General features: G+C 61.7%; 17 protein-coding genes. 1 reads left to right on the forward strand and 16 read right to left on the reverse strand.

The window, feature by feature from the left end:
• Positions 1-472: 472 nt before the first annotated feature.
• From eno to pilM, 13 genes are all read right to left on the reverse strand, one after another.
• On the reverse strand, positions 473-1,765 hold the full coding sequence (gene eno / locus R5M92_RS09235; RefSeq protein WP_346795633.1) for a phosphopyruvate hydratase: 1,293 nt from the start codon (positions 1,763-1,765) through the stop codon (positions 473-475).
• 72 nt (positions 1,766-1,837) lie between these two features.
• Entirely contained in the window at positions 1,838-2,689 is an 852-nt protein-coding gene (gene kdsA, locus R5M92_RS09240; RefSeq protein ID WP_346795634.1) for a 3-deoxy-8-phosphooctulonate synthase, read from the reverse strand.
• A gap of 5 nt (positions 2,690-2,694) precedes the next feature.
• Positions 2,695-4,350: a CTP synthase gene (locus R5M92_RS09245; protein ID WP_346795635.1), complete on the reverse strand. Its 1,656-nt coding sequence runs from the start codon at positions 4,348-4,350 to the stop codon at positions 2,695-2,697.
• Positions 4,351-4,466: 116 nt separating this feature from the next.
• Positions 4,467-5,024, reverse strand: coding sequence for a cupin domain-containing protein (locus R5M92_RS09250; RefSeq protein ID WP_346795636.1), 558 nt, complete (start codon positions 5,022-5,024; stop codon positions 4,467-4,469).
• A 99-nt stretch (positions 5,025-5,123) separates the two neighbouring features.
• Positions 5,124-6,542: an FAD-dependent oxidoreductase gene (locus R5M92_RS09255; RefSeq protein ID WP_346795637.1), complete on the reverse strand. Its 1,419-nt coding sequence runs from the start codon at positions 6,540-6,542 to the stop codon at positions 5,124-5,126.
• A gap of 66 nt (positions 6,543-6,608) precedes the next feature.
• On the reverse strand, positions 6,609-11,051 hold the full coding sequence (gltB, locus tag R5M92_RS09260) for a glutamate synthase large subunit (RefSeq protein ID WP_346795638.1): 4,443 nt from the start codon (positions 11,049-11,051) through the stop codon (positions 6,609-6,611).
• Positions 11,052-11,519: 468 nt separating this feature from the next.
• Positions 11,520-12,641: a 3-dehydroquinate synthase gene (gene aroB, locus R5M92_RS09265; RefSeq protein WP_346795639.1), complete on the reverse strand. Its 1,122-nt coding sequence runs from the start codon at positions 12,639-12,641 to the stop codon at positions 11,520-11,522.
• Between the two features lie 2 nt (positions 12,642-12,643).
• Positions 12,644-13,186, reverse strand: a complete 543-nt coding sequence (aroK, locus tag R5M92_RS09270) for a shikimate kinase AroK (RefSeq protein WP_346795640.1) — start codon at positions 13,184-13,186, stop codon at positions 12,644-12,646.
• Positions 13,186-15,249, reverse strand: coding sequence for a type IV pilus secretin PilQ (gene pilQ / locus R5M92_RS09275; protein WP_346795641.1), 2,064 nt, complete (start codon positions 15,247-15,249; stop codon positions 13,186-13,188). Before pilQ ends, aroK begins: the two co-directional genes overlap by 1 nt.
• Positions 15,250-15,286: 37 nt before the next feature.
• The gene (locus tag R5M92_RS09280) at positions 15,287-15,835 is read right to left on the reverse strand and encodes a pilus assembly protein PilP (RefSeq protein ID WP_346795642.1); all 549 of its coding nucleotides are present in this window, start codon (positions 15,833-15,835) and stop codon (positions 15,287-15,289) included.
• Positions 15,832-16,467 carry a type 4a pilus biogenesis protein PilO gene (locus tag R5M92_RS09285; protein ID WP_346795643.1) on the reverse strand — a complete coding sequence of 212 codons (636 nt, stop codon included), beginning with the start codon at positions 16,465-16,467 and terminating at the stop codon, positions 15,832-15,834. The genes R5M92_RS09280 and R5M92_RS09285 overlap by 4 nt, the downstream gene beginning before the upstream one ends.
• The gene (locus R5M92_RS09290) at positions 16,464-17,048 is read right to left on the reverse strand and encodes a PilN domain-containing protein (protein WP_346795644.1); all 585 of its coding nucleotides are present in this window, start codon (positions 17,046-17,048) and stop codon (positions 16,464-16,466) included. The genes R5M92_RS09285 and R5M92_RS09290 overlap by 4 nt, the downstream gene beginning before the upstream one ends.
• On the reverse strand, positions 17,045-18,106 hold the full coding sequence (pilM, locus tag R5M92_RS09295) for a type IV pilus assembly protein PilM (RefSeq protein WP_346795645.1): 1,062 nt from the start codon (positions 18,104-18,106) through the stop codon (positions 17,045-17,047). The genes R5M92_RS09290 and pilM overlap by 4 nt, the downstream gene beginning before the upstream one ends.
• A 211-nt stretch (positions 18,107-18,317) precedes the next feature.
• On the opposite strand from pilM, the gene R5M92_RS09300 reads away from it, so the two are divergent.
• Positions 18,318-20,846 (forward strand): PBP1A family penicillin-binding protein, encoded by a 2,529-nt coding sequence (locus tag R5M92_RS09300; RefSeq protein WP_346795647.1) that lies wholly within the window; start codon positions 18,318-18,320, stop codon positions 20,844-20,846.
• Positions 20,847-20,880: 34 nt separating this feature from the next.
• Here R5M92_RS09300 and R5M92_RS09305 read toward each other — a convergent pair whose 3' ends face one another.
• From R5M92_RS09305 to R5M92_RS09315, 3 genes are read right to left on the reverse strand one after another with little or no spacing between them, the layout of a single operon-like run.
• Positions 20,881-22,896: a TRAP transporter permease gene (locus tag R5M92_RS09305; protein WP_346795648.1), complete on the reverse strand. Its 2,016-nt coding sequence runs from the start codon at positions 22,894-22,896 to the stop codon at positions 20,881-20,883.
• Positions 22,897-22,906: 10 nt separating this feature from the next.
• Positions 22,907-23,458, reverse strand: a complete 552-nt coding sequence (locus R5M92_RS09310) for a DUF1850 domain-containing protein (RefSeq protein WP_346795649.1) — start codon at positions 23,456-23,458, stop codon at positions 22,907-22,909.
• Between the two features lie 57 nt (positions 23,459-23,515).
• Positions 23,516-24,475, reverse strand: a complete 960-nt coding sequence (locus R5M92_RS09315) for a TAXI family TRAP transporter solute-binding subunit (RefSeq protein WP_346795650.1) — start codon at positions 24,473-24,475, stop codon at positions 23,516-23,518.
• Positions 24,476-24,615 lie beyond the last annotated feature (140 nt).

Raw genomic sequence — 24,615 nt, forward strand, 5'->3', positions numbered from 1 at the left:
CCCTTGATAGGCTTCTGGCCCGCAGCGTAATTCCGAAACGCGTAAAAACCGGACGCAAAAAAAGGCGGCCCGTAGGCCGCCCGCTCCAAGCGTTTCCTCCAACAATTCCCTCTGTTGCAACTCCTGTAGTGCCGTCCCTGCCAGGGCCAACGTCCTGTTTCACCCAGCGCACCGTCCTGCATCCCGTTGCATCCTGCGTGAGACTTCCTTGCCTCCCCTGTCCTTGTTGAGCAGTGTGGCAGGTTGTTAGTTTAACTCAAGGCGGCCCTGACAACGAAAGAGCGAGCCACGCAGGCTCGCTCTTAGCAGTCAATACTTTATAAACAATGATTTAAGCAAAATCACTGGCGAATTTCTTCGCTCTACGTATCGGATTTCCTGCCTTTTTGTAAGAAAACTCTTACAACTATTGAAGAAATAGCTTACACCAGCCTCCCTGACTCGATAGGGAGGCACATCGGCAATCGGGCTTTTATTGCCCCTTGATGGCTTTCAATCCCGGATATCCCACCTGGGACCCCAGTTCCTGCTCTATCACCAGCAGGCGGTTATACTTGGCGACCCGGTCGCTGCGGCACAACGAGCCCGTCTTGATCTGTCCGGCGCTGGTACCGACGGCCAGGTCGGCGATGGTGGTATCTTCGGTCTCACCGGAGCGATGCGAGATGACAGCGGTGAAACCGGCATCCTGAGCCATCTTGATCGCATCCAGCGTCTCGGAGAGCGAACCGATCTGATTGAACTTGATCAGGATCGAATTGCCGATCTGCTCGTCGATACCACGCTTGAGGATTCGGGTATTGGTGACGAACAAATCATCGCCCACCAGTTGCACCTTGTCGCCCAGCTTGTCGGTCAATGCCTTCCAGCCATCCCAATCGGACTCATCCATCCCATCCTCGATGGAGACGATGGGATAGTCGGCGCACAGCCCCGCCAGGTAATCGGCGAAGCCGGCGGCATCGTAGGCCTTGCCTTCCCCCGCCAGATCGTAACGGCCATCGCGGTAGAACTCGCTGGAAGCACAATCCAGCGCCAGCGTGACGTCCTTGCCCAGAGCGTAACCGGCATCGGCGACCGCTTGTTTGATCACGGTCAAGGCTTCGGCATTCGAAGACAGGTTCGGCGCGAAGCCTCCTTCATCGCCCACCGAGGTGGACAGCCCTTTCGCCGACAGCACCTTTTTCAGCGCGTGGAAGATTTCCGCTCCCATGCGCAGCCCTTCGCGGAAATTCGCCGCACCCACCGGCTGAACCATGAATTCCTGAATGTCGACGTTGTTATCGGCATGCTCGCCGCCATTGAGGATGTTCATCATCGGCACTGGCATCAGGTACTCGCCCGGTCGCCCGTAGAGCTCGGCGATATGCGCGTACAGCGGCACATCCTTGGCATTGGCGGCAGCCTTGGCCGCCGCCAGGGAAACCGCCAGGATGGCGTTGGCGCCGAGCGTGGCCTTGTTGTCGGTGCCATCGAGCTTGAGCATGGCGTTGTCCAGGCCACGCTGGTCGCGGGCGTCCATTCCCACCAGCGTATCGCGAATGGCACCGTTGACCGCCTCGACTGCACGCAGGACACCCTTGCCGAGATAGCGCGCCTTGTCGCCGTCGCGCAATTCCAGGGCCTCCCGGGAACCGGTGGAGGCGCCACTCGGTGCGCAGGCTTCGCCCACGGCGCCGCTGGCCAGACTCACCCTTGCCATTACCGTGGGATTGCCCCGGGAATCGAGTACTTCAAGCGCGCTGATATCAACAATCTTGGTCATCGGTATGTCCTTCGTCATATCGGTCAATGTGTCGCAATAAAGCTGTGGCCGCGCGGCCCATGGATTGGCTGCTCAACGAATATGCAACGGATCGAACCCTTTCACCAGCGTATCCAGAGCTGACATTTGGCGCAGGAAAGGTTCGAGCTGGTCCAGCGGCAAGGCACAGGGGCCGTCGCACAAGGCGGCATCGGGGTCGGGATGCGCTTCCAGGAAGAGCCCCGCCAGGCCTACCGCCACGCCGGCACGGGCCAGCTCGGCCACCTGGGCACGGCGACCATCGGCACTGTCGGCGCGTCCACCGGGGCGCTGCAAGGCGTGAGTCACGTCGAAGAAGACGGGATAACCGGTCTGCTTCATGTCGCCGAAGCCGAGCATATCGACCACCAGATTGTTGTAGCCGAAGCTCGACCCGCGTTCGCACAGCATCAAGCGCTGGTTGCCGGCTTCCTCGAACTTGCGCAGGATGTGGCGCATTTCATGGGGGGCCAGAAATTGCGGCTTCTTGATGTTGATTGCCGCCCCTGTCTCGGCCATGGCCACGACCAGATCGGTCTGGCGGGCCAGAAACGCCGGCAATTGGATGATATCCGCCACTTCCGCCACCGGTGTCGCCTGCCAGGGTTCGTGCACATCGGTGATGATGGGTACGTCAAAGCGAGCCTTGACCTCGGTAAGGATCTCGAGACCCTTGTCCAGCCCGGGGCCGCGGTAGGAGTGAATCGAGCTGCGATTGGCCTTGTCGAAACTGGCCTTGAACACGAAGGGCATCGAAAGCTTGCGGGTGACCTCGACGTAAGCGGCGGCAATGTCCAGGGCCATGTCGCGGCTCTCGAGAACATTCATGCCCCCCAGCAACATCAAGGGCAAAGAATTGCCGGCCCTGAGGCCGGCAAACTCGATCTCGCGTTCGGGTGTGGTCATCGCCGCTACTCCTGATGCGTGTTATGGGCTCGAGTGCGCGCCGTCTTGTGCTCCACCGCGGCATTGACGAAACCGGAGAACAGCGGATGGCCGTCGCGTGGCGTGGAGGTGAATTCGGGATGGAACTGACAGGCCACGTACCAGGGATGATCGGGCAACTCGATGACTTCCACCAGCGACTGATCGACGCTCTTGCCCGACACCACCAGCCCGGCCTGTTCCAGCTCGCCGATGAACTGGTTGTTGACCTCGAAGCGATGACGATGGCGCTCGACGATCTCATCGCTGCCGTACGCCTCGTGTGCCTTGCTGCCGGACTTCAGGTGGCAGACCTGGCCACCCAGGCGCATGGTGCCGCCCAGATCGGATGCGGCATCGCGCAGTTCGATCTTGCCTTCGGCATTGAGCCATTCGGTGATCAACCCCACCACCGGGTGTTGGGTATCGTGGGTGAATTCGGTGGAATTGGCATCTTCCCAGCCCGCGATGTGTCGGGCGAACTCGATGACCGCCACCTGCATGCCCAGACAGATACCGAGGTAGGGAATGCCGTTTTCGCGAGCGAACCTGGCCGTGGCGATCTTGCCTTCCACGCCGCGCTCGCCGAAACCACCCGGCACCAGAATGGCGTCCTTTCCGGCCAGGCGTTCGGTGCCGTGGCGCTCGATGTCCTCCGAATCGATATAGTCGACATTGACCTTGATCCGCCCCTGGATTCCGGCGTGGATCAACGCCTCGTTCAGTGACTTGTAGGCATCCAGCAATTCCATGTACTTGCCGACCATGGCGATGCTGATCGACTTCAGAGGATTGAGTTTGGCATCCAGTACCTTGACCCACTCGGAGAGGTCGGCTTCCTCGGCTTCCAGGCGCAACTTGTCGCAGACGATCTCGTCGAGACCGTGCTCATGGAGCATCAGCGGGATACGGTAGATGGTATCGGCATCCTGCAGCGGCACCACGGCACGCTCTTCGACATTGGTGAACAGGGCGATCTTGCGCCGCTCGCTCTCCTCGAGCTCGACCTCGCTGCGGCAGATCAGGATATCCGGCTGGATACCGATCGAGCGCAGCTCCTTGACGCTGTGCTGGGTCGGCTTGGTCTTGGTCTCGCCGGCGGTCTTGATATAGGGCACCAGGGTCAGGTGCATGAAAATGGCGCGGCTGGCCCCCAGCTCGCTGCGGATCTGGCGAATGGATTCCAGAAACGGCAGTGATTCGATATCGCCCACGGTGCCGCCGATCTCCACCAGCGCCACATCGAAGCCTTCGCCACCGGCATAGACGCGCTGCTTGATCTCGTCGGTAATGTGCGGGATGACCTGCACCGTGCCGCCCAGGTAATCGCCACGGCGCTCCTTGCGCAGCACGTGCTCGTAGACGCGACCGGTGGTGAAGTTGTTGCCCTGGGTCATCTTGGTACGGATGAAACGCTCGTAGTGGCCCAGGTCGAGGTCGGTTTCAGCACCATCTTCCGTGACGAAAACCTCACCGTGCTGGAAGGGGCTCATGGTACCCGGGTCCACATTGATGTAGGGGTCGAGCTTGAGCATGGTGACCTTGAGGCCGCGCGCCTCGAGAATCGCCGCCAGCGAGGCGGAGGCGATGCCCTTGCCTAATGAAGACACAACGCCGCCGGTCACGAAGATATATCGTGTCATGGATAACCTGTCGAAACGTGATCAGAAGGCACGGCAGAAAGCCACACCAGAATGGGTCGACAGGGTAGCAGATTACGCCTAAAGCCTCAATTACACCCGCAACCCTACGGTAGCCACTATTGCGGCCACCAGCGGGCGAGCTCCCCGCCCAGCGGGTCGTATGCGGGACGCGATACCTTGGCGATGCGCACCACCGCCGCGTCGTGTTCCGCCGGGTCGGCGGGCAGCAGGTCGAGCTCACGCTGATCCTCGGGGTAAGCGGCCAACAGCAAAAAATCATCGCTCGCCTCCAACGAGCAGTGCCCGGTACCCGCCGGCAGTACCAGCGTATCGCCGGCACGGATCTCGACATCCTCGCCCCGCTCACCGCCCAGGCGCAGCCGCCCCCAGCCCGCCAGTACACCGAACGCTTCGTGGGCGATGGAATGATAATGGTGGTAATCGTAGACCCCGCCGCGCCAGCTAGGTGTCCAGCCGCTGACGCTGAACAGCCGCTCGAAGCGCTCGGCGATGGCCTCGCGGTCGAGTGTCGAATCAAGCCCCCCGGATCGGTAGTGCAGCGTCGCCAGTCGCGTATTGGGAATCGAGCCGTCATCAGAGAAGGTCATCCGCTCGGGGCTCACCGCCCCCGATTTTGCATCCGCCAGGCCAAGCTCTACCAGTGTCGACTCCATCATGCCCTCCGCTTGTCGGTTTTCATCGAAGTCTAGTACCGTGACGCCCCAAACGACAGCGCCCCGGCAATAGCCAGGGCGCTGTGCGACTCGGTGGCGTTATACGCCGAGGTATTCCAGGATGCCTTCGGCAGCCTGACGACCCTCATGGATGGCGGTCACCACCAGGTCGGAACCGCGCACCATGTCGCCACCGGCAAAGATCTTCTCGTTGCTGGTCTGGAAGGCGTACCGACCGTGCTCCGGCGCCAGCACCCGGTCACGCTCGTCGACCTCGATTTTGGCACCCTTGAACCATTCGGCGGGGCTGGCCTGAAAACCGAACGCGACGATGACTGCATCCGCTGGGATAACCTCTTCGGACCCGGGCACCACTTCGGGACGCTGGCGGCCGTTCTCGTCGGGCTCGCCCAGTCGTGTGCGCACCACTTTCACGCCTTCGACCTTCTCCTCGCCCACCACCGCCACCGGCTGGCGGTTGAACAGGAACTCGACACCCTCTTCGCGGGCATTGGCCACTTCGCGACGCGACCCCGGCATGTTCTGCTCATCGCGGCGGTAGGCGCAGGTCACGCTGGTCGCGCCCTGGCGAATCGACGTGCGGTTGCAGTCCATGGCGGTGTCGCCGCCACCCAGCACCACCACGCGCTTGCCCTCGAACGAGATGTAGTCGCTGGGCTCCTTCTCGAAGCCCAGGCAGTGGTTGACGTTGGCGATGAGGAAGTCGAGCGCCTTGTAGACGCCCGGAAGCTCCTCGCCGGGAAAACCACCCTGCATGGACTTGTAGGTGCCCATGCCCAGGAAGACCGCGTCGTAGTCGGCCATCAGGGTATCGAAATCGATATCCTTGCCGATCTCGGTATTCAAGCGGAACTCGATACCCATCTCCTCGAATACCGCACGGCGCCGCTCCATGACGTTCTTTTCCAGCTTGAATTCGGGAATGCCGAACGTCAGCAGGCCACCAATCTCCGGGTAGCGGTCGAATACCACCGGCTTGACGCCGCTGCGCGCGAGGATATCGGCACAGCCCAGCCCCGCCGGGCCGGCGCCGACGATCGCCACTTTCTTGTCGGTCCAGGACACCTTGGACATGTCCGGCCGCCAGCCCATGGCGAATGCCGTATCGGTGATGTACTTCTCCACCGAGCCGATGGTCACCGCGCCGAAGCCGTCGTTGAGCGTGCAGGCGCCTTCGCAGAGACGATCCTGCGGGCATACGCGACCGCACACCTCGGGCAGCGAGTTGGTCTTGTGCGACAATTCGGCGGCTTCCAGGATGTTGCCCTCCACCACCAGCTGCAGCCAGTTGGGGATGTAGTTGTGAACCGGGCATTTCCATTCACAGTACGGGTTGCCGCAGTGCAGGCAACGGTGCGACTGGCTCGCGGCTTCGGTCGGCTTGAACGGCTCGTAGATCTCCGCGAACTCTTTGGAGCGTTTGCGTGCGTCTTTCTTGTCCGGGTCCTTACGACCCACATCGATAAACTGAAAATCGTTACTCAAACGATTGGCCATGATCTCTCTCCTCTCGGCTGGCGTCTGGCTTGTCACTCGGCCCTGGCGTCTTGCGCTGGGCTCAATTCACTCCGGCCGCCGCCGGGATTCGGCGAGCAGACCGCCCAGGCTTGCCGCCTTGGGCTTTACCAGCCAGAAATGTCGCGCGTAATCGCTGAAGTCATCCAGAATATCCTGACCGCGCTTGGAGCCGGTCTCATGCACATACTCTTCGATCATTTCGCGCAGGTGACGACGATACGCTTCCATCGTTTCGGTATTGATGCGATGGATCTCCACCAGCTCATGGTTGTACCTGTCGACAAAGGCGCGGTCCTCATCCAGCACATAGGCGAAGCCGCCGGTCATGCCCGCCCCGAAATTGACCCCGGTTTCGCCGAGCACACACACCAGTCCGCCGGTCATGTACTCGCAGCAGTGGTCGCCGGCACCTTCGATCACTGCTGTGGCACCGGAATTGCGCACCGCGAAACGCTCCCCCGCGGTTCCGGCGGCGAACAGCTTGCCGCCGGTGGCACCATACAGGCAGGTATTGCCGATGATCGCGGTCTTGTGGCTTTCGAAGGTACTGACCTTGGGCGGCACGATGACCAGCTTGCCGCCATTCATGCCCTTGCCCACATAGTCGTTGGCGTCGCCTTCCAGGTAGAGATTGAGGCCGCGGGCGTTCCACACGCCGAAACTCTGCCCCGCCACTCCAGTGAAGCGGGCGGTGACCGGAGCGTCCTCGAGCCCCTCCTCGCCGTAGCGCTTGGCGATGGCCCCCGAAGACAGCGCGCCGACACTGCGGTCGCAGTTGGTGATGGTGAATTCGAACTCACCGCCCGAGCGGTTCTCGATGGCATCCATCAGCGCTGCCAGCACTTCCTGGTTCTTGGCACCTGGGTCATGGGGCACATTGCGACTCACACGGCAGAACTGTGGCGCATCGGCCGGAACGAAATCGTTATCGAGCAAGGGGGTCAGGTCCAGCTTGCGCTGTGACGGAGTGTGCCCCTCGATCACCTCGAGCAGGTCGGTGCGTCCGATCAGGTCGGTCAATTGGCGCACACCCAGCGTCGCCATCAGCTCGCGCACTTCCTCGGCGATGAAGCGGAAGTAGTGCTTGACCATGTCCACCGTGCCGCGGAAATGCTCGCCGCGCAGGTAGTCGTCCTGGGTGGCGATACCGGTGGCGCAATTGTTGAGGTGGCAGATACGCAGATACTTGCAGCCCAGCGCCACCATCGGCGCGGTACCGAAACCGAAGCTCTCGGCGCCGAGGATCGCCGCCTTGATCACGTCCAGCCCGGTCTTCAGGCCGCCGTCAGTCTGCAGGCGGATCTTGTCGCGCAGGCCGTTGATGCGCAGCGCCTGATGTACTTCCGGCAGGCCCAGCTCCCAAGGGGAACCGGCGTGCTTGATAGAGGTCAGCGGGCTCGCCGCGGTGCCGCCGTCGTAGCCGGAAACGGTGATCAGGTCGGCATACGCCTTCGCCACGCCGGTGGCGATGGTGCCGATACCCGGCTCGGAAACCAGCTTCACCGAGACCTGGGCGTCGGGGTTGACCTGCTTGAGGTCGAAGATCAGTTGCGCCAGGTCCTCGATCGAATAGATGTCGTGATGCGGCGGCGGCGAGATCAACGTTACCCCGGGCACCGAATAGCGCAGCCGGGCGATCAGATCGTTGACCTTGCCACCGGGCAACTGGCCGCCCTCGCCGGGCTTGGCGCCCTGAGCCACCTTTATCTGCAGGACTTCGGCATTGACCAGGTAGGCCGGGGTGACGCCGAAGCGCCCGGAGGCGATCTGCTTGATCTTGGAGCTGCGAATGGTGCCGTAGCGCGCCGGGTCTTCGCCGCCCTCGCCTGAGTTGGAGCGCCCACCGGCCTCGTTCATAGCCTGCGCCAGCGCTTCGTGGGCCTCCGGCGACAGTGCGCCAAGGCTCATGCCGGCGCTGTCGAAGCGCGGCAGCAACGACTCGATGGGCTCGACCTCATCCAGGGGCAGCGGGTCCTGCGCCGGCTTGAGCGCCAGCATGTCGCGAATCGTCGCCACCGGACGCTCATTGACCAGGCGGGCAAACTTCTTCCACTTCTCGTAGCTGCCCTCCTGCACCGCTTGCTGCAGGACCATCACGACATCGGGGTTGTAGGCGTGGTATTCGTGGCCATGCACATACTTGAACAACCCGCCCTGGTTGATGCCCTTGCGCAGTGTCCAGGCATCCTTGGCCAGCAATTCCTGCTGCAGTTGCAGCTCGGTGAAGCCGGTCCCCTCGATGCGCGACGCCATGCCGGGGAAGCACATCTGCATGATCTCGGAAGAGAGCCCCACTGCTTCGAACAGCATCGAACCGCGATACGAGGCCAGCGTCGAGATCCCCATCTTGGACAGAATCTTGAACAGACCCTTCTGCAAGCCCTTGCGATAGTTCTCGCGGGAATCCGCCGGGTTGCCGGTCAGCTCGCCGGTACGATGCATATCGGCCATCACCTGATAGGCCAGCCATGGATACACCGCGGTAGCACCGACACCGAACAGCACCGCCATCTGGTGGGCATCTCGGGCATAACCGGTTTCCACCACGATATTGGCATTGGGACGCAGCGCCAGGCGACCCAGGTGCGTATGCACCGCACCGACGGCCAGTACCGCCTGGATCGGCAGTATCCCCTTGGGCAGGTCGGAATCGGTAAGCACCAGGATCACCTTGCCCGCACGCACCTGGGTTTCCGCCTCCTTGCACAGCGCCTGCAAGGCCTGCTGCAGGCTTTGCTGCTCGGGGTCGTAGCCCAGCGACAGGGTGTGGCTGGCGAAAGCCGGATCGTCCTGGGACATCAGGGCGGTAAACTTGCGCGGCGAAAGCACCGGAGTCGTCAGGATCAGTCGGTGAGCATGCTCGGGCGTTGCCTTGAAGACATTGAGCTCGGCGCCGCAGCAGGTTTCCAGCGACATGACGATCGCTTCGCGCAGCGGGTCGATGGCGGGGTTGGTCACCTGGGCGAACTTCTGGCGGAAATAGTCGGTAAGCGGACGTTGCCTGCCCGACAGTACCGCCATCGGCGTGTCGTCGCCCATCGAGCCCACCGCTTCCTGGCCGCTTTCCGCCAGGGGGCGCAGCACCTGGTCGCGCTCTTCAAAGCTGACCTGGAAAAGTTTCTGCTGAATGTTCAGCGTATCGGGCTCGACGCTCTGAAAGCGTGCCAGTTCGGTCAGTGCCGACTCCAGGTAGTTGGCTTCCTGCTTCAACCAGCGCTTGTAGGGGTACGCCGACTTCAGACGGTCGTCGATCTCGCTGGTATGCAGGACTTCACCCGTCTGGGTATCCACCGCCAGCATCCGGCCCGGGCCGACCCGGCCCTTGGCCACCACGTCTTCCGGCTTGTAGGAGTAGGTGCCGATTTCCGACGCCAGCGTGATGTAGCCATTCTTGGTTATCACCCAGCGCGCCGGGCGCAGACCGTTGCGGTCGAGCATGCACACCGCCTGGCGACCATCGGTCATGACCACCCCGGCCGGGCCGTCCCACGGCTCCATGTGCATGGAGTTGTATTCGTAGAAGGCGCGCAGCTCGGCATCCATGGTTTCGACGTTCTGCCACGCCGGCGGCACCATCATGCGTACGGCACGGTGCAGCTCCATGCCCCCGGTGAGCAGCACCTCGAGCATGTTGTCCATGCTCGAGGAGTCGGAACCGGTGGTATTGACGATCTCGTCCAGCTCGGCGATTTCGGGAAGGCGCTCGTTGACGAAGTTCGCCTTGCGCGAGTTGGCCCAACCACGGTTGGCTTCGATGGTGTTGATCTCGCCATTGTGCGCCAGCAGGCGGAACGGCTGAGCCAGCGGCCAGCGCGGCGCGGTATTGGTCGAAAAACGCTGGTGGAAAACGCAAATGGCGGTTTCCAGTCGCGGATCGTTGAGATCCTTGTAGAAGGCCGGCAGGTCTTCGGGCATTACCAGGCCTTTATAGGACACCACCTCGGAAGAAAGTGAGGCGACGTAGAAATCTTCTTCGCCCTTCAGCGCCTGTTCGGCATACCGGCGCGCCATGAACAGATCGACATCGAAATGCTCGCCGCTGCCCGGCGCCACGAAGACCTGGCGAATGCGCGGCAGGCAATCGAGTGCCATGGGGCCACACACGCTGGGGTCGGTGGGCACGTCGCGCCAGCCAAGCACTTTCAGTTGACGGGCTTCGAGTTCACGCTCCAGAACCCGACGCGCATGCGCATCGCGCTCGTCATCGTCGGGCAGGAACACAACACCCACGGCAAAACGCTCGCCGAGTTCGACATTCAGGTCGGATTTGGCCGCCTCGCGCATGAAGGCCGACGGCATCTTGAGCAGCAGGCCACAGCCATCGCCGGTTTTACCATCTGCCGCGATACCGCCACGGTGTGTCATGCAAGTCAGCGATTCTATCGCGGTCTTGAGCAAATCGTGACTGGCTTGCCCCTGCATATGAGCAATCAGGCCGAAGCCGCAGTTGTCACGAAACTCGCCTGGCTGGTGAAGACCTTTGTTCATGGGCGTGCCTCTGATAAGCGTGTTTTATTTGCAGCTTTTACATGATACCTTGTCCGGTTATTTTTCTTTTCAGACCAACTCTTCCGGACTCAAGCGCACCGTGGCGGTGGCGGCTGCGTGGCGAAAATGGCCGCTCAGCATAGCCATTCCGCCCCCTTGCGCGCAATATTCAGCCTCGTGCAAAGCGGTGAAAAGTCTCGGAAAATCCATTAGTTGCAGCAAATGATTCGAAAAAACAACATACACTTCAACGACTTGCACCGAACCGAAACGATATTTTAACGCAGACTACCAAGCACTAGACTTTAGTCCAAAGCAAACCTTTTTTTCCATGCCGATAGCGCATATGGCATGCGGATTCTCGCATTTTCAATCCATTTACGTTCCCTCACGCCTGTCATTACTTCATAAAAAAAGCCCGCAGTGTGCGGGCTTTGAACCGTGACCGGCGCCATGAAAAATCAGGACTCAGCGGCGGGGAAACTCTTCCAGCAGGGCTTGCAGCATGTCGCTCGGCGTCGCGTCGAAGACACACGCCTTGCCCAGCGATTCAAGCAGCACCAGACGCAACCTTGCATCGAGGTTTTTCTTGTCGAGACGCATGCGCTCGAGAAAATCGTCGGCTTCCATTCCTTGCGGCGCTTCAAGCGGCAGCCCCGCGCTGGCAATGAGGGCATTGCAGCGAGCCACCTGCGCATCGTCCAGCCATCCCAGACGGTGCGACAGCTCAGCCGCCATGGCCATGCCGGCGCCCACGGCCTCGCCATGCAGCCACTGGCCATAGCCCTGGTGCGATTCGATCGCATGACCAAACGTATGCCCCAGGTTGAGCAGCGCTCTTACGCCCTGCTCGGTCTCGTCCTCGGCAACGATATCCGCCTTGAGGCGGCAGCTTCGCTCAATGGCCGACACCAATGCATCCGGCTCCAGCCCGCGCAACGCCTGCATATTGGCTTCCAGCCAGCCGAGAAAGTCACTGTCGCGAATCAAGCCGTACTTGATCACTTCGGCGAGTCCGGCGGATAGCTCGCGAGACGGCAGGGTGATCAGGGTATCGATATCGATCAGCACCGCCTTGGGCTGCCAGAAGGCCCCGATCATGTTCTTGCCCCGCGGATGGTTGACGCCGGTCTTACCCCCGACCGAGGAGTCCACCTGGGATAGCAGTGTCGTCGGCACCTGAATGAAGGCCACGCCACGCTGATAGCTGGCCGCCGCATAGCCGACCATGTCGCCTATTACCCCCCCGCCGAGTGCGATCAGCGTGCAACGGCGGTTGAATCCCGCTTCGAGCAAGGCATCCCAGATGCGGCTTACCTGCTCCAGCGTCTTGTACTCTTCGCCGTCGGGCAGCACCAGTGTGCGCACCTCCAGATGGTCCGGCAGGCCCAGGCGAAGGCGCTCGAGATACAGCGGCGCGATCGTCTCGTTGGTAACAACCAGGACCTGATTACCGGCAAGATAAGGCGCCAGCCACTCCGCCGTGCCCATGACGGCCGAGCCGATGTGAATGGGATAGCTGCGCTCGCCCAGGTCCACGTTCAAGGTAGTGGGCGGCAGGCGAGACGGTGCTGTACTGTCGTGGGTCATGTTCAAGCCTTACGTTGCAGGGGATCGACCAGCCGGCGTACCCGTCGCTGGATTTCATTGACGACGGCGCGCGGGCTACGGCGGTCGGTGCGCACCGTGACATCGGCGGTCGCGCGATACAGCGGATCACGCAGGGCGAACATGTCGTTGAGCACCTGCTCTCGATTATCGCACTGCAACAGTGGCCGGTTGCGATCCTTGGCGGTACGCCTGAGCTGTTGCTCCACGGTGGTGAAAAGATAGATCACCGCGCCTCGTTCGCGCAGGGCACGGCGATTCTCCTCGCGCAGCACGGCGCCTCCCCCGGTGGCTACCACCACGCCGGGAAGCTGGGTCAGCTCGTCGATCATGAGCATTTCCCGCTGACGAAAGCCTTGCTCACCCTCGACATCGAATATCCAGGGAATGTCCGCCCCGCACCGGTCCTGAATCGCGTGATCGCTATCGAAGAACTCTCGCGACAATTCAGACGCCAGCAGACGGCCTATGGTGCTTTTCCCGGCCCCCATGGGACCGATGAGAAATAGGTTGGGTAAATCCTGCATCAGGGAACCGCCAGGCCTTCATCAATGAGTCGTGGAGTAATGAATACCAACAACTCTACCTTTTCATTGCTCTCTTCGGTATAGCGAAAGAGTCGGCCCAGCAGAGGAATGTCTCCCAGCAGCGGCGTCTTGGCCAGTTGACGTAGCTCCTCGGTGGTCAAAATACCGCCGAGCACCACGGTCTGACCGTTATCCACCAGCACCTGGGTTTCGATCGTATTGGTATCGATCGGCGGCTCGCCGCCAAACTCGGAGTCGCGGAAGCTATCGTTACGGATTATCAAGTCCATGATAATGCGATTATCGGGGGTTATCTGTGGCGTGACTTCAAGCTCGAGCAGTGCTTCCTTGAACTCGGTTTCGGGATTACCTTCTGCGCTTACGCTCTGATAGGCACGCTCTTCGCCCTGGCTGATCCTCGCGGTACGCTGATTGGCGGTAATCACTCGCGGCTGGGATATCGTCTGGCTCTTGCCTTCGCTTTCCAGGGCACGTAGCTCCAGGTCGAGCAGGATGTCCCCGGAAAGATAGCCGAAACTGAAACCGGTATCGTTACCGGTAGTGCCACCCATATCGACTGCCAACCCTCCCATCGCCCGATTGATGCCATCGGGGTTGATATTGCGCCTGGTGTAAGTTCCATCTTCCCCTTCCTGAAAACCGCGGGTACTCGACATGCCCCAGTTCACCCCCAATTCACGGGAAGCGGTATCCCTGGCAATGACGATACGCGCCTCTATCTGCACCTGGCGCACGGCAATGTCGAGGCGCTCCAGCGTCCGCAGGATGGCCTGCACCTGGTCGGGAGTATCCTGTATCAGCAGGGTGTTGGTGCGCTCGTCGACACTGACCCGGCCGCGCTCGGTCAGCAGGCCGAAGCCATCCCCGCCGCGCAGCAAGGTGGCGAGATCCGTCGCCCGGGCGTACTTGACCTCGATGAACTCGGTGACCAGCGGGGCCAGGGTCTCTTGCTGGGAGCGCGCCTCGATCTCCTGGCGCTCGATCTCGGCCAGCTCGCCGGCGGGTGCCACCACGATGACATCGCCTTCGCGCCGACTGGACAGGCCGCGACTCTTGAGGATGAGATCCAGGGCCTGATCCCAGGGAACCTCATTGAGATTCAACGTCACCCGCCCGCTGACACTATCGCTTGCCACCAGGTTCAAACCGGTGAATTCGGCCAGGGTGGAAAGCACCGAGCGCACTTCGATATCCTGGAAATTCAGACTGACCCGCTCGCCGGTATAGTTCTGTCCGCTATTCTCCGCAAGGTCGGCATCGTGGCCGGCGACAGGTTGCACCTCGATGGTCAGTTGCCGACCACTCTGGGACGAGACCATGGCATAGGCTCCGTCGACCACAAGCTCGAGCTGGGTACCGTCCTGGCCTGCGTGCGGCGTGATGCGCTGGACCGGCGTGCCGAAGTCGGTGACATCGTAGACCTGAGTGAGGCTATCGGGGATGGCCGTGCCACGCAGCTCCGCCACCACTCGGCCGCCGCCACCTTCGCGCACCCGAGTATCGACTCCCGCCCGATCCAGAGTGACCAGTACCCGACCGGCCCCGTCAGCACCGCGCCGGAAGTCTATGTCCTCGACCTGGGGGCCTAGCGACGCCTGCAGCGAGCGCGGTGATGCCGTCTCGGCGGGAGCCGCTACCGAGGCGCTGCCAGTCGATTCGTGTACGCCGGGACCGATCACGATTCGCAGCCCATCGCCCTGGCGTGAGGTGACATAGGGATGCCCTCGCTCTAGGTCCACGACCAGCCGAGTCCGAGCGCCGGTATCCAGCGCGGTCACTCGCTGTACGCCGCCCACGCCCACATCGAAACGACGCCCCTCGAGACCGCTGGAAGTATCGGCCAGGTCCAGAGTCAAGCGGGGGGGATCATCCAGGCGGTAACCACGCAATTCGGGTACCGGGCCGGAAAAGCTCAGGTCGATTTCAACATCGCCCCCACTGTTGCGACGAAAGTCCAGATCCGTCAGCACCGAGGCGGCGAACGCCAGGGAAGGTAGCGTCGACAACAGCAGTATCACAACGCTCCGGGTCATCAATGTCATTGCATCCTTCCGCTTTGTTGTCTTTGGGGACAGCCCGTCACTTATCGTTATCAAGGGTCAACTCCACGTCGCGCTCCCGCCAACCGGTACGATCGGTATAGATGCGCTCGACTACCGCTATTCCATTTTCTCCGATATCGCCGATGACGCCGTAATCGGTGCCCAGGTAATTGCCCTCCCGGACCGAAACCACCTCGCCCATGGGCGTTTCGATCAGGCCGATCCGGCGAGCGCCCATGCGCAAGGTTCCCACCAGGCGCAACTCCTGCAGGTCGAACTGCTCCAGCGGCTCACGAGTTCGCTGCTGATCGGGCGCCAGCTCGCTACTGTAGCGCTCATCGCTGCGGGACGTGTCGAGGACTTCCCGGGGCAGGAAGGGGCTGCGCGCATCGCCATAGCGATACTCCAGGCCATGGTAATCGGGGATGACCGGAATCACGATCAACGGCTCTCCCCCGGGCGCTTCCCGGATGGCGTCCAGCGTCTGCTTGAGCTCATTCAGCCGGGGGTCGGCGCACCCCCCCAGCAACATCCCCAGTAATACTCCCAGCGCTATCCCCGCCCTCGACGACTTGTGGAGGCTCATTGCACTTCCTCCTCGGCACGGTCGCTTACGGGGCGATAGTTGTAAGTACGGGCCAGCATGGAGAGGCGCAGCTCACCACCCGTTTGCGCTACCGGCGCCAGGGTAAAGTCGTGCTGGGTCACGATGCGTGACAAATCCGCCATGTCGCTGATGAAAGCGGCGATTTCGTGGTAACCGCCGCGCACCTGAATATCGAAGGGCTGCTCGATGTAATATTGCTGCGTCACCGGTGCGCGCAGGCGGATGTTCTCGATGGTCAAGCGATTGTCCACGGCGGCATCGCTGATACTGTCCAGCAGCGACGGCACTTCCGCATCGGTGGGCAGCATGGCGCGCAGTTGCTCCATCTGCAGTTCCAGGGTGCTCAATTGCTCGAGCATGCCCGGCAGATACGAGGCCTCTGCGGCCTTGCCGCGATAGTCGGCGAGCAACTCCACTTCGCGCCGCTCGGCGCTCTCGAGCGCATCACGTCGCTCGCCGATGACCCACCAGTTCATCAAGGCCAGCGATAGCAGCAGCGCCAGGATGCAACACAGCACCTTGAGCAGAAACGGCCAGCCACCGGCCTCCTTGACATCCAGTTCGCGCCAATCCACTTGCCGCAGACGACGCCACTCCAGCTTGAGATTCACTCGGCGACCTCCGTATCTGCCAGGCCGGGTTCGGCACGCTGCAGGGGCGGGGTTTCAAGGACGGTGAAACGAAAGCGCCGCCCGCCTCTTTCGGCCTCCTCCTCCACTTCGGAAAGCATCGGCACTTCGAGCCCCGGGGCCGCCGCCAGGCCGCGCAACTGGTCGGAAACCTGGCGGTTACTCGAGGCGATACCGGTTCCTTCCAGCATCTCGGCCCTACGCGAGAGATTCAGGTAGTGAACGCCTTCCGCCAGGCTCCCCGCCAGGTCATTGAAAAGCCCGACCGTGCGCGAACGCCCTGTCTGCAGGCTGTTGAAGACGGCGACCTGCTCGCTGAGCTGCTCCACATCGGCCGAATAGCCCTGAATCGCCTGGACGTCGTCGTTCAATGCATCGATCTGACGCTGGATATAGGCGTTGCGTTGCTGCTGGGCATCCAGCGATGTCTGATAGCTCCGGGCCACACCAAAGCCCACGGCGCAGCCGACCATGACGGCCAGCGCCACGCACAGGTGGAAACGCCGGGTACGTTTTTCACGGCGGGCTTCGCGCCACGGCAGCAGGTTGATGTTCACGTTCATCGGCCGACCCTCATGGCCAGTCCGCAGGCGGTAAGCATGGCCGGGGCATCGTTGCTCAGGGCTTCGATATTCAGTCGAGAATTCACTTTCATGCGCTGGAAGGGATTGGCGATGGTGACGTTCATGCCGCTATCTTCGGCGATTCGTTCGGCGAGGCCGGGAATCACGCTGGAGCCACCCGCCAGGATGATGCGGTTGACCTCATGCTTGCGCCCCGCCGTGTAGTACAGCTGCAGCGAGCGCCCCACCTGCTGAACCACGGTTTCCACGAAAGGAGTCAATACGCTGTCATGGTAATCCTCGGGCAAGCCGCCCCGCTTCTTGGCAAACCCGGCTTCTTCCATGCTCAGCTGATAGCGCTCACGAATGGCATCGGTGAGCTGGCGACCACCGAAGACAGTATCGCGGCTATAGACGATATGTCCTTCACGCATGACGTGGAAAGCGTTCATGTTGGCGCCGATATCCACCAGGCCGACACAACTATCCGCCTCGGCGCCTGACTGCAACTGGCGCCTCAAAGTGGGAAAGGTACGCTCCATGGCGAAGGTTTCCACATCCACCGCCGCCGGCTCCAGGCCGGCTCGCTCCAGCGTATCGGTGAGCTGGGTCACATCCTGTTGCCGACAGGCGACCAGCATGACCCGTTGCTGCTGATCGTCGAAAGGCGATGGCCCGAGGCAGTGGAAGTCGAATGCCACCTCGTTGAACGGAAACGGGATATGACGGTCGGATTCGAGAATGATGCGCTCCTCGATCTCATCTTCCTCGAGCGATGCGGGGAAACTCAGGGTTTTGGTGATGGCGGCGCTTGCCGGCACCGCTACCGAAGCCTTGCGGGTGGAGGGCTTGGCATGCTCCACTGCGCGGCTGAGAACACTGGCGACATGGTCGATATCGCGGATGCGCCTTTCCACCACCGCCCCTTCGCGAAGCGGACGCACGGCGTAACTCTCCACCTGGTAGTTGTCGCCGGAACTCTTGAGTTCAAGCAGCTTGACGGTGGCCGAGGTGATATCGACACCGATCAATCCCTTATTGGGCCTGAGAAAGCGCATCTCGGTTCGGTTCCGCCTACATGGTTAAGAGAAATACCAAAAAAGGGCTAGGTGACGTCGAGGTTACATGATTTTCCTCAAACTCACACCCACCAAGGCTTGAGTCATGTCAAGGGTGGTGAGCGGCTCCTCGCCTTCCTATAATGGCTCTCGTCGTCAATAACCGGCAGCATGCGGTTCGTCCCCCTATTTCCATGGATGTCGCCTTTTCATGAAGTTGTTCAGAACATTAATCTCCTCGCTTTTCTGGTTGCTGGTGGCACTTATCGGCGCCACATCGCTTGCCGTGGTAGGCGCCGCCTTGTATTTCGCCCCGGGACTACCCGACGTACGGCAGCTGCAGAACTTCGAACTGCAGACGCCCCTGCGCATCTTCACCCGCGACGGCAAGCTGATCGGCGAGTTCGGCGAAGAGCGGCGCATGCCGGTGGATTTCGAGGAGATTCCGCAGGAAACGATCAATGCCCTGATCGCCGCCGAGGACGCCAATTTCTTCGATCATGCCGGCGTCGATCCGCGAGGCCTCGCCCGTGCCGCCCTGGAGCTTGCCGCCAGCGGCGGCGACATCCAGACCGGGGGCTCCACCATCACCATGCAGGTAGCGCGCAACTATCTGCTTACCCTGGACCGGACCTTCACCCGCAAGATTCGCGAGATTCTTTTGGCCTTGCAGATGGAGCAGATACTCAGCAAGGAGGAAATCTTCGAGCTCTACGTCAACAAGATATTTCTGGGCAACCGGGCCTACGGTATCGCTGCTGCCGCCGAAACCTATTACGACAAGCCGTTGGCCGAGCTGAGTCTCGCCCAACAGGCCATGATTGCCGGCCTGCCCAAGGCGCCTTCCTCTTTCAATCCGCTGGCCAATTCCGAGCGTTCCTTGATTCGTCGCAACTGGATCCTGTTCCGCATGCGCGAGCTGGGTTTCATCGACGAAGCCACCTACACGCAGGCCGTGCAGGAGCCGGTCACCGCCCGCCGTCATATCACCCAGGCGGAAGTGGAAGCCGCTTACGTATCGGAAATGGCGCGCCAGTTCGCCATCGAGGAATTCGGCGACGAAGCCTACACCGGCGGCTACCGCATTCACACGACACTCGATAGCGAGCTGCAACCCCATGCGCGCCGTGCCCTGGCCCGAGGGTTGCTGGCGTATGATCGGCGCCATGGCTGGCGCGGGCCGGAACAGCGCGATATCGCCGCCAGCCTGGTCGAGGCGCAGGAGCGGACGTCTTCCCAGGGGCTCGAAGAGGAGCTTGCCGAATCACCCGAGATCATCGAGACCGCGCGCCAGGCCGCCGAGCGCAGCCAGACCGAAGTAGAAGGTATCGACGGGGATGTCAGCAACTGGTTGCAGGTGCTCGAGCGCACGCCCAATTACGGCTTGTTGCAACCCGCTATCGTGGTAGCAAGCGAAGGCCGGGAAATGCAGGTAATGCTGCGTGGCGGCGAACTCCAGACCCTCGACTGGAGTGGCTTGAGCTGGGCACGGGAATATCTCAGCCCTCGCAGCCGTGGCGGTGAGCCCGGTTCCGCCGCCGAGATCGCCTCCCGTGGCGACCTGGTGCGAGTGATGCGCGACGAAGAGGATCAGTGGCGCCTGTCGCAGCGTCCCGATGCCGAAGGCTCGGTCGTGGTTCAAGACCCGCGCACCGGCGCTATCCTGGCGCTGCAAGGCGGCTTCGACTTCAACGCCAGCAAGTTCAACCGCGCGGTACAGGCACAGCGGCAGTCGGGCTCCATCTTCAAGCCTTTCATCTATCTTGCCGCCCTGGAGGATGGCGAGATGAATGCCGCGACGGTCATCAACGACGCCCCGGTAGTCGTCGATGATGGCAGCGACTCCCTGTGGCGGCCGGTCAACTCCAGCCGGGATTTTCTGGGTCCGACCCGCTTGCGCCCGGCCCTGGCTCGCTCACGCAACCTGGTGACCATTCGTGTCCTGCAGAACATGGGGCTGAATCACACCATCGAATATCTGCAGGGCTTCGGCTTCGCCTCCAGCCGCCTGCCAAGAGGACTTTCCCTGGCACTCGGCAGCGCCTCCCTCACCCCGCTGGAGATGACCAATGCCTATGCCGTGCTGGCCAATGGCGGCTTCCAGGTCACGCCCTGGTTCATCGAGCGAGTGACACGCGGCGACGATACCCAGGTGGTGAACGAGGCCACGCCGAAGGTCGCGTGCCCGCAATGCAGCGAAGGCCAGGAGCGCGTAACCATCGGGGATCGCGACTACCCCGTCGCCCCCCGTGTCGCCGATGCCGCTGCGGTCTATATTCTCACCGACATGCTGCGCGACGTGGTCGAGGTCGGCACCGGACGTGGCGCCTTGAGCCTGGGACGCGAGGATATCGTCGGCAAGACCGGCACCACCAATAGCCAGCGAGACGCCTGGTTCGCCGGCTTCAACAGCGATCTGGTGGCCACGGTGTGGGTAGGCAAGGACAACAACGACTCCATTGCCGAATATGGCGCCAACGCGGCACTACCGGTGTGGGTGGATTTCATGGGCAACGCCTTGGAAGGACGTCCACCGGCCACTCTCGAGCGCCCCGAAACTGTCGTCACCGCCCGGGTCGATCCAGATAGCGGGCGGCGCCTGCAGGACGGAGAACCCGGCGGAATGGTGGAGCTGTTCCATAGCGACCATTTGCCGAGCTACCAGACCCGGCGTGTCAGCCGCGAGCTTGAAGAGGCCAGCGGTTCTCAGGGGTCGGGAACCGTCGAGTCGATCTTCTAGCTTTTAGCTTCTAGCTATCCATCATCCAGCAAGTTTAGCCGGCCGATGTCGAATATCCTTCGCGTCGGCTGGCCAGCCAGTTCCCGCCGATGGCCAACAGCATTACGGCCACACCCGCCACCTCGGCGATCACGTTGGGATAGAACACCGTGACTATCGCCGCCGTAATGGCCAGGCGCGGCAACCACGCCATGCGCGTGAAAAGATATCCTTCCAGCGCGGCGGCAAAGGCGCACAGCGCCAGTATCGCGATCACCCCGTTCCACAGCACCACCGGCAGCGGCCCGCCGACGATGATCTCGGGATTGAACACCATGAACAGCGGAATCAGATAGAGCCCTTTGGCGAACTTCCATGCCTGGAAGCCCGTTTCCATCGGCTTGCTGCCGGCGATAGCCGCCCCGGCAAAACCGGCCAGGGCGATGGGCGGCGTCACGTTGGAATCCTGGGAGTACCAGAACACGACCAGGTGTGCGATCAGCAGCGGCACGCCGAATTCCGCGGTCAAGGCGGGCCCGACCAGCACAATCAAGACGATATAGCTCGCCGTGACCGGCAACCCCATGCCCAGTATCAGGCTGGCCAGCAGTACCATCACCAGCGCCAGCACCAGGTTGCCGCCGGAGAACGCCATCATCATCGAGGAGAACTTCAGCCCCAACCCGGTCAGCCCGACCACACCAACGATGATCCCCGCCACGGCACATGCCATGGAAACCGCCACCGCGTTGCGCGCGCCCAGCTCCAGGCCTTCGATTAGCTTGGCCAGCCCGGCGCCGGCCACCTGCTTGATACTGTCGAAGGTAACGCTCTGGCCTTGCGATGGGGCAATGAAGAGAAACCAGATGGCATAACGCAACACCGCCACCGCCACCATCGTCACCACGGCGATGAACCCGACGCGCATCGGCGACAGGTTCATCGCCAGCAACCATACCAGCACGGCGAGGGGCAGCAGAAAGTGCCAGCCGTCGCGCATCACCTGACGCATCTGGGGCAGCTCGCTCTTGGTCATGCCCTGCATGCCTTGTTTGAGGGCGATGATATGCACGAACAGGTAGACCGTGGCGAAGTACATGATCGCCGGCAGGATGCTGACCTTGACCACATCCAGGTAGGGTGTATTGGTGTACTCGGCAATCAGGAAAGCGCCGGCCCCCATCAATGGCGGCATGATCTGCCCCCCGGTGGAAGCGGCGGCCTCGATGCCTCCGGCCTGGTGCGACTTGTAGCCCAACCGTTTCATCAAGGGAATGGTGAAGGCGCCAGTGGTGACCACGTTGGCGATCGCGCTGCCGGAAATGGAGCCCATCCCGGCGGAAGCCAGCACCGCCGCCTTGGCCGGCCCGCCGCGCTGGCGGCCGGTAGCGGCGTAGGCCATGTCGATGAAGAACTTGCCGGCGCCGGTACTTTCCAGAAACGCACCGAACAATACGAATATGAAGATATAGGTCGCCGCCACACCGAGCGGCAGGCCGAAGATTCCCTCCTGGCCCAGGTAGAGCTGGCCAGCGACGCGTTCCAGCCCGTAACCGCGGTGCTCCATGATGCCTGGCAGCCACTGCCCCAGCCACGGCAGCTCGCCGCGAGGACCGGCAAAAGCGTAGACGATGGCTAGCACGCCGATAATGGTCATGCCGAAGCCCACGGCCCGACGGCTGGCCTCGAGCACCGTCACCGTGGCGATACAGGAGACGAGGATGTCGGTGCTGTTCCAGAAGCCGGCACGATTGATGATCTCGTCGAGGAAGAACACCAGGTAACCGCCGGTGATCATGGCGCCAGCGAAGAAGACCAGATCGATCATCCAGCCGAGGAGACCCCGCTTGCGGTTAGGTCCGAACACGGGAAACATCAATATGGCCAGCATCATCACCAGCGCCAGGTGGATGCTGCGCTGATAAAACAGCCCCAGCGGCTGGATACCCGCCGAATAAAGCTGAAACAGCGACAGTCCCACCGCGACGATGGTGATCAGCCGCAGCACCACGCCCGGCTGAATCGCATTGCCGCCCGGCATCGTCACCGGGGGTTGTGTGGATTCACTCATGAAGTCCTCGTCAGACGTTATCCGGCTTGATTAACTGTAAGGTGACCCGCTGCCCCGCCGCTTCCGCGCTGAGGCTATGGACGCGAGAAGTGCCGTCTTCTTGCCATAGCAGGCGATGATCGACCTCTTTCGAGCCGACGCGCAGTACGTAGCGATTGCCCGGCACAGGCTCATCGATATGCTCGATCCAGTACCCGCCCCGGCCATCGGAGAGCTGCTCGCCGCGACCGTAGATATGTCCCAGCCCGGCGGCAAAATCCGGTTGATGGCTGCGCTCCAGTACCATGTCACCGGCCACGTTGCGGTAGCAATCATGCACCGGAAACCCCTTTACCGAGTGGTTCCACCCCACGCACCAGCGCGCACCCGGGGGCATGGCCAGTGCAACAAGGCGCTCGCCGTGCTCGTCGGTCACCACGAGATGGGATGCCGTGAATGGCTGTTCGAATGATGTCTCGGCGTGCAGCGGTACGCCGGTAATAATCGACACTGCCAGAACAACCAGGGCGAGCACCACGGCTCGCCCTGGCAAGGGTCGACTATGAAAAGACCGCCAGTGCATTCACTGACTCCTTGGTTACCGAGCTGGATACACTAGCTCATCACTTCCGTTTACCCTTCAGGGCTGCAGACGATCGGGAATATCGGCATCGATCTCTTCGAAGTAGCGCAGGGCGCCGGGATGCAGCGGTATCGGAGTGGACTCCATGGTGAATTCGACGGTGGTGTCGTTGGCGGCCGGATGCACGGCAATCAATTCATCGGTATTTTCGAACAACAGCTTGGTGAGCTGATAAGCCAGTTCCTCATCCATGTCCGAGTTGACCACCAGCACATTGGGAATACCGATCGTCTGCACCGCCTCGTCCATGCCGTCGTACATGCCGGCAGCCAGTTCATACCTGGCGAATACCGGCTCGTCTTCACGAGCATTGGCGATCTCTTCGTCGGAGAAACCGATCAGGCGAATATCCCGAGTCGCCGCCAGGTTGAGGATCGAGCTGGTGGGAGGACCGACACTCCAGAAACCGGCGTCGATATCGCCATCGCGAATGGCATCGGCGGTTTCGTTGAAGTTGAGCCGCTGGGAAGTGAAGTCTTCGTAGCTTATGCCGTTAGATTCCAGCAGGGCGCGGGCGTTGAGCTCGGTGCCGCTACCCGGCGCGCCCACGGAAACGCGCTTGCCCTCGAGGTCGGCAAGTGACTCGATATCCGACTCGGCCAGGGTGACCAGCTGCACCGCATTCGGGTAGACCGACGCCAGCGCCCGGGCATTCTCGATCTGGCGCTCCTCGAAGTCGCCCGAGCCGTTGTAGGCTTGGTAGGCGGTGTCCGCCAGCACCAGCGCCAGGTCGGCGTCGCCGCGCATGATCAGGCCCATGTTCTCCACCGAGGCGCCGGTCACTTCCGCCGTGGCGTCAGCCCCTTCGATATGCTCATTGATCATTTCGGCAAAGCCACCGCCGATGGGATAGTACACGCCGCCGGTACCGCCGGTGGCGATGGAAAGCTGTTGCGCTGAAGCGGGAAGTGCCACGGCCAGCAAGGTTGCCGCCGTTGCGTATTTCAATGCGTTCATGTGTTCCTCCGTCCTGCTTGGACTTATTGATATCAATGACGAAAAGGAGAGATGTCGCCACGCCACCGGGTATGGCCGCGTGATTTAAAAATTAGCACGCCTTGCGCGTTGGAAGCTACCGAGAGGGCAATCCGACCTTG

The organism is Halomonas sp. Bachu 37, from assembly GCF_039691755.1.
In the GTDB taxonomy this organism is placed as follows: Bacteria; Pseudomonadota; Gammaproteobacteria; order Pseudomonadales; family Halomonadaceae; genus Vreelandella; species Vreelandella kashgarensis.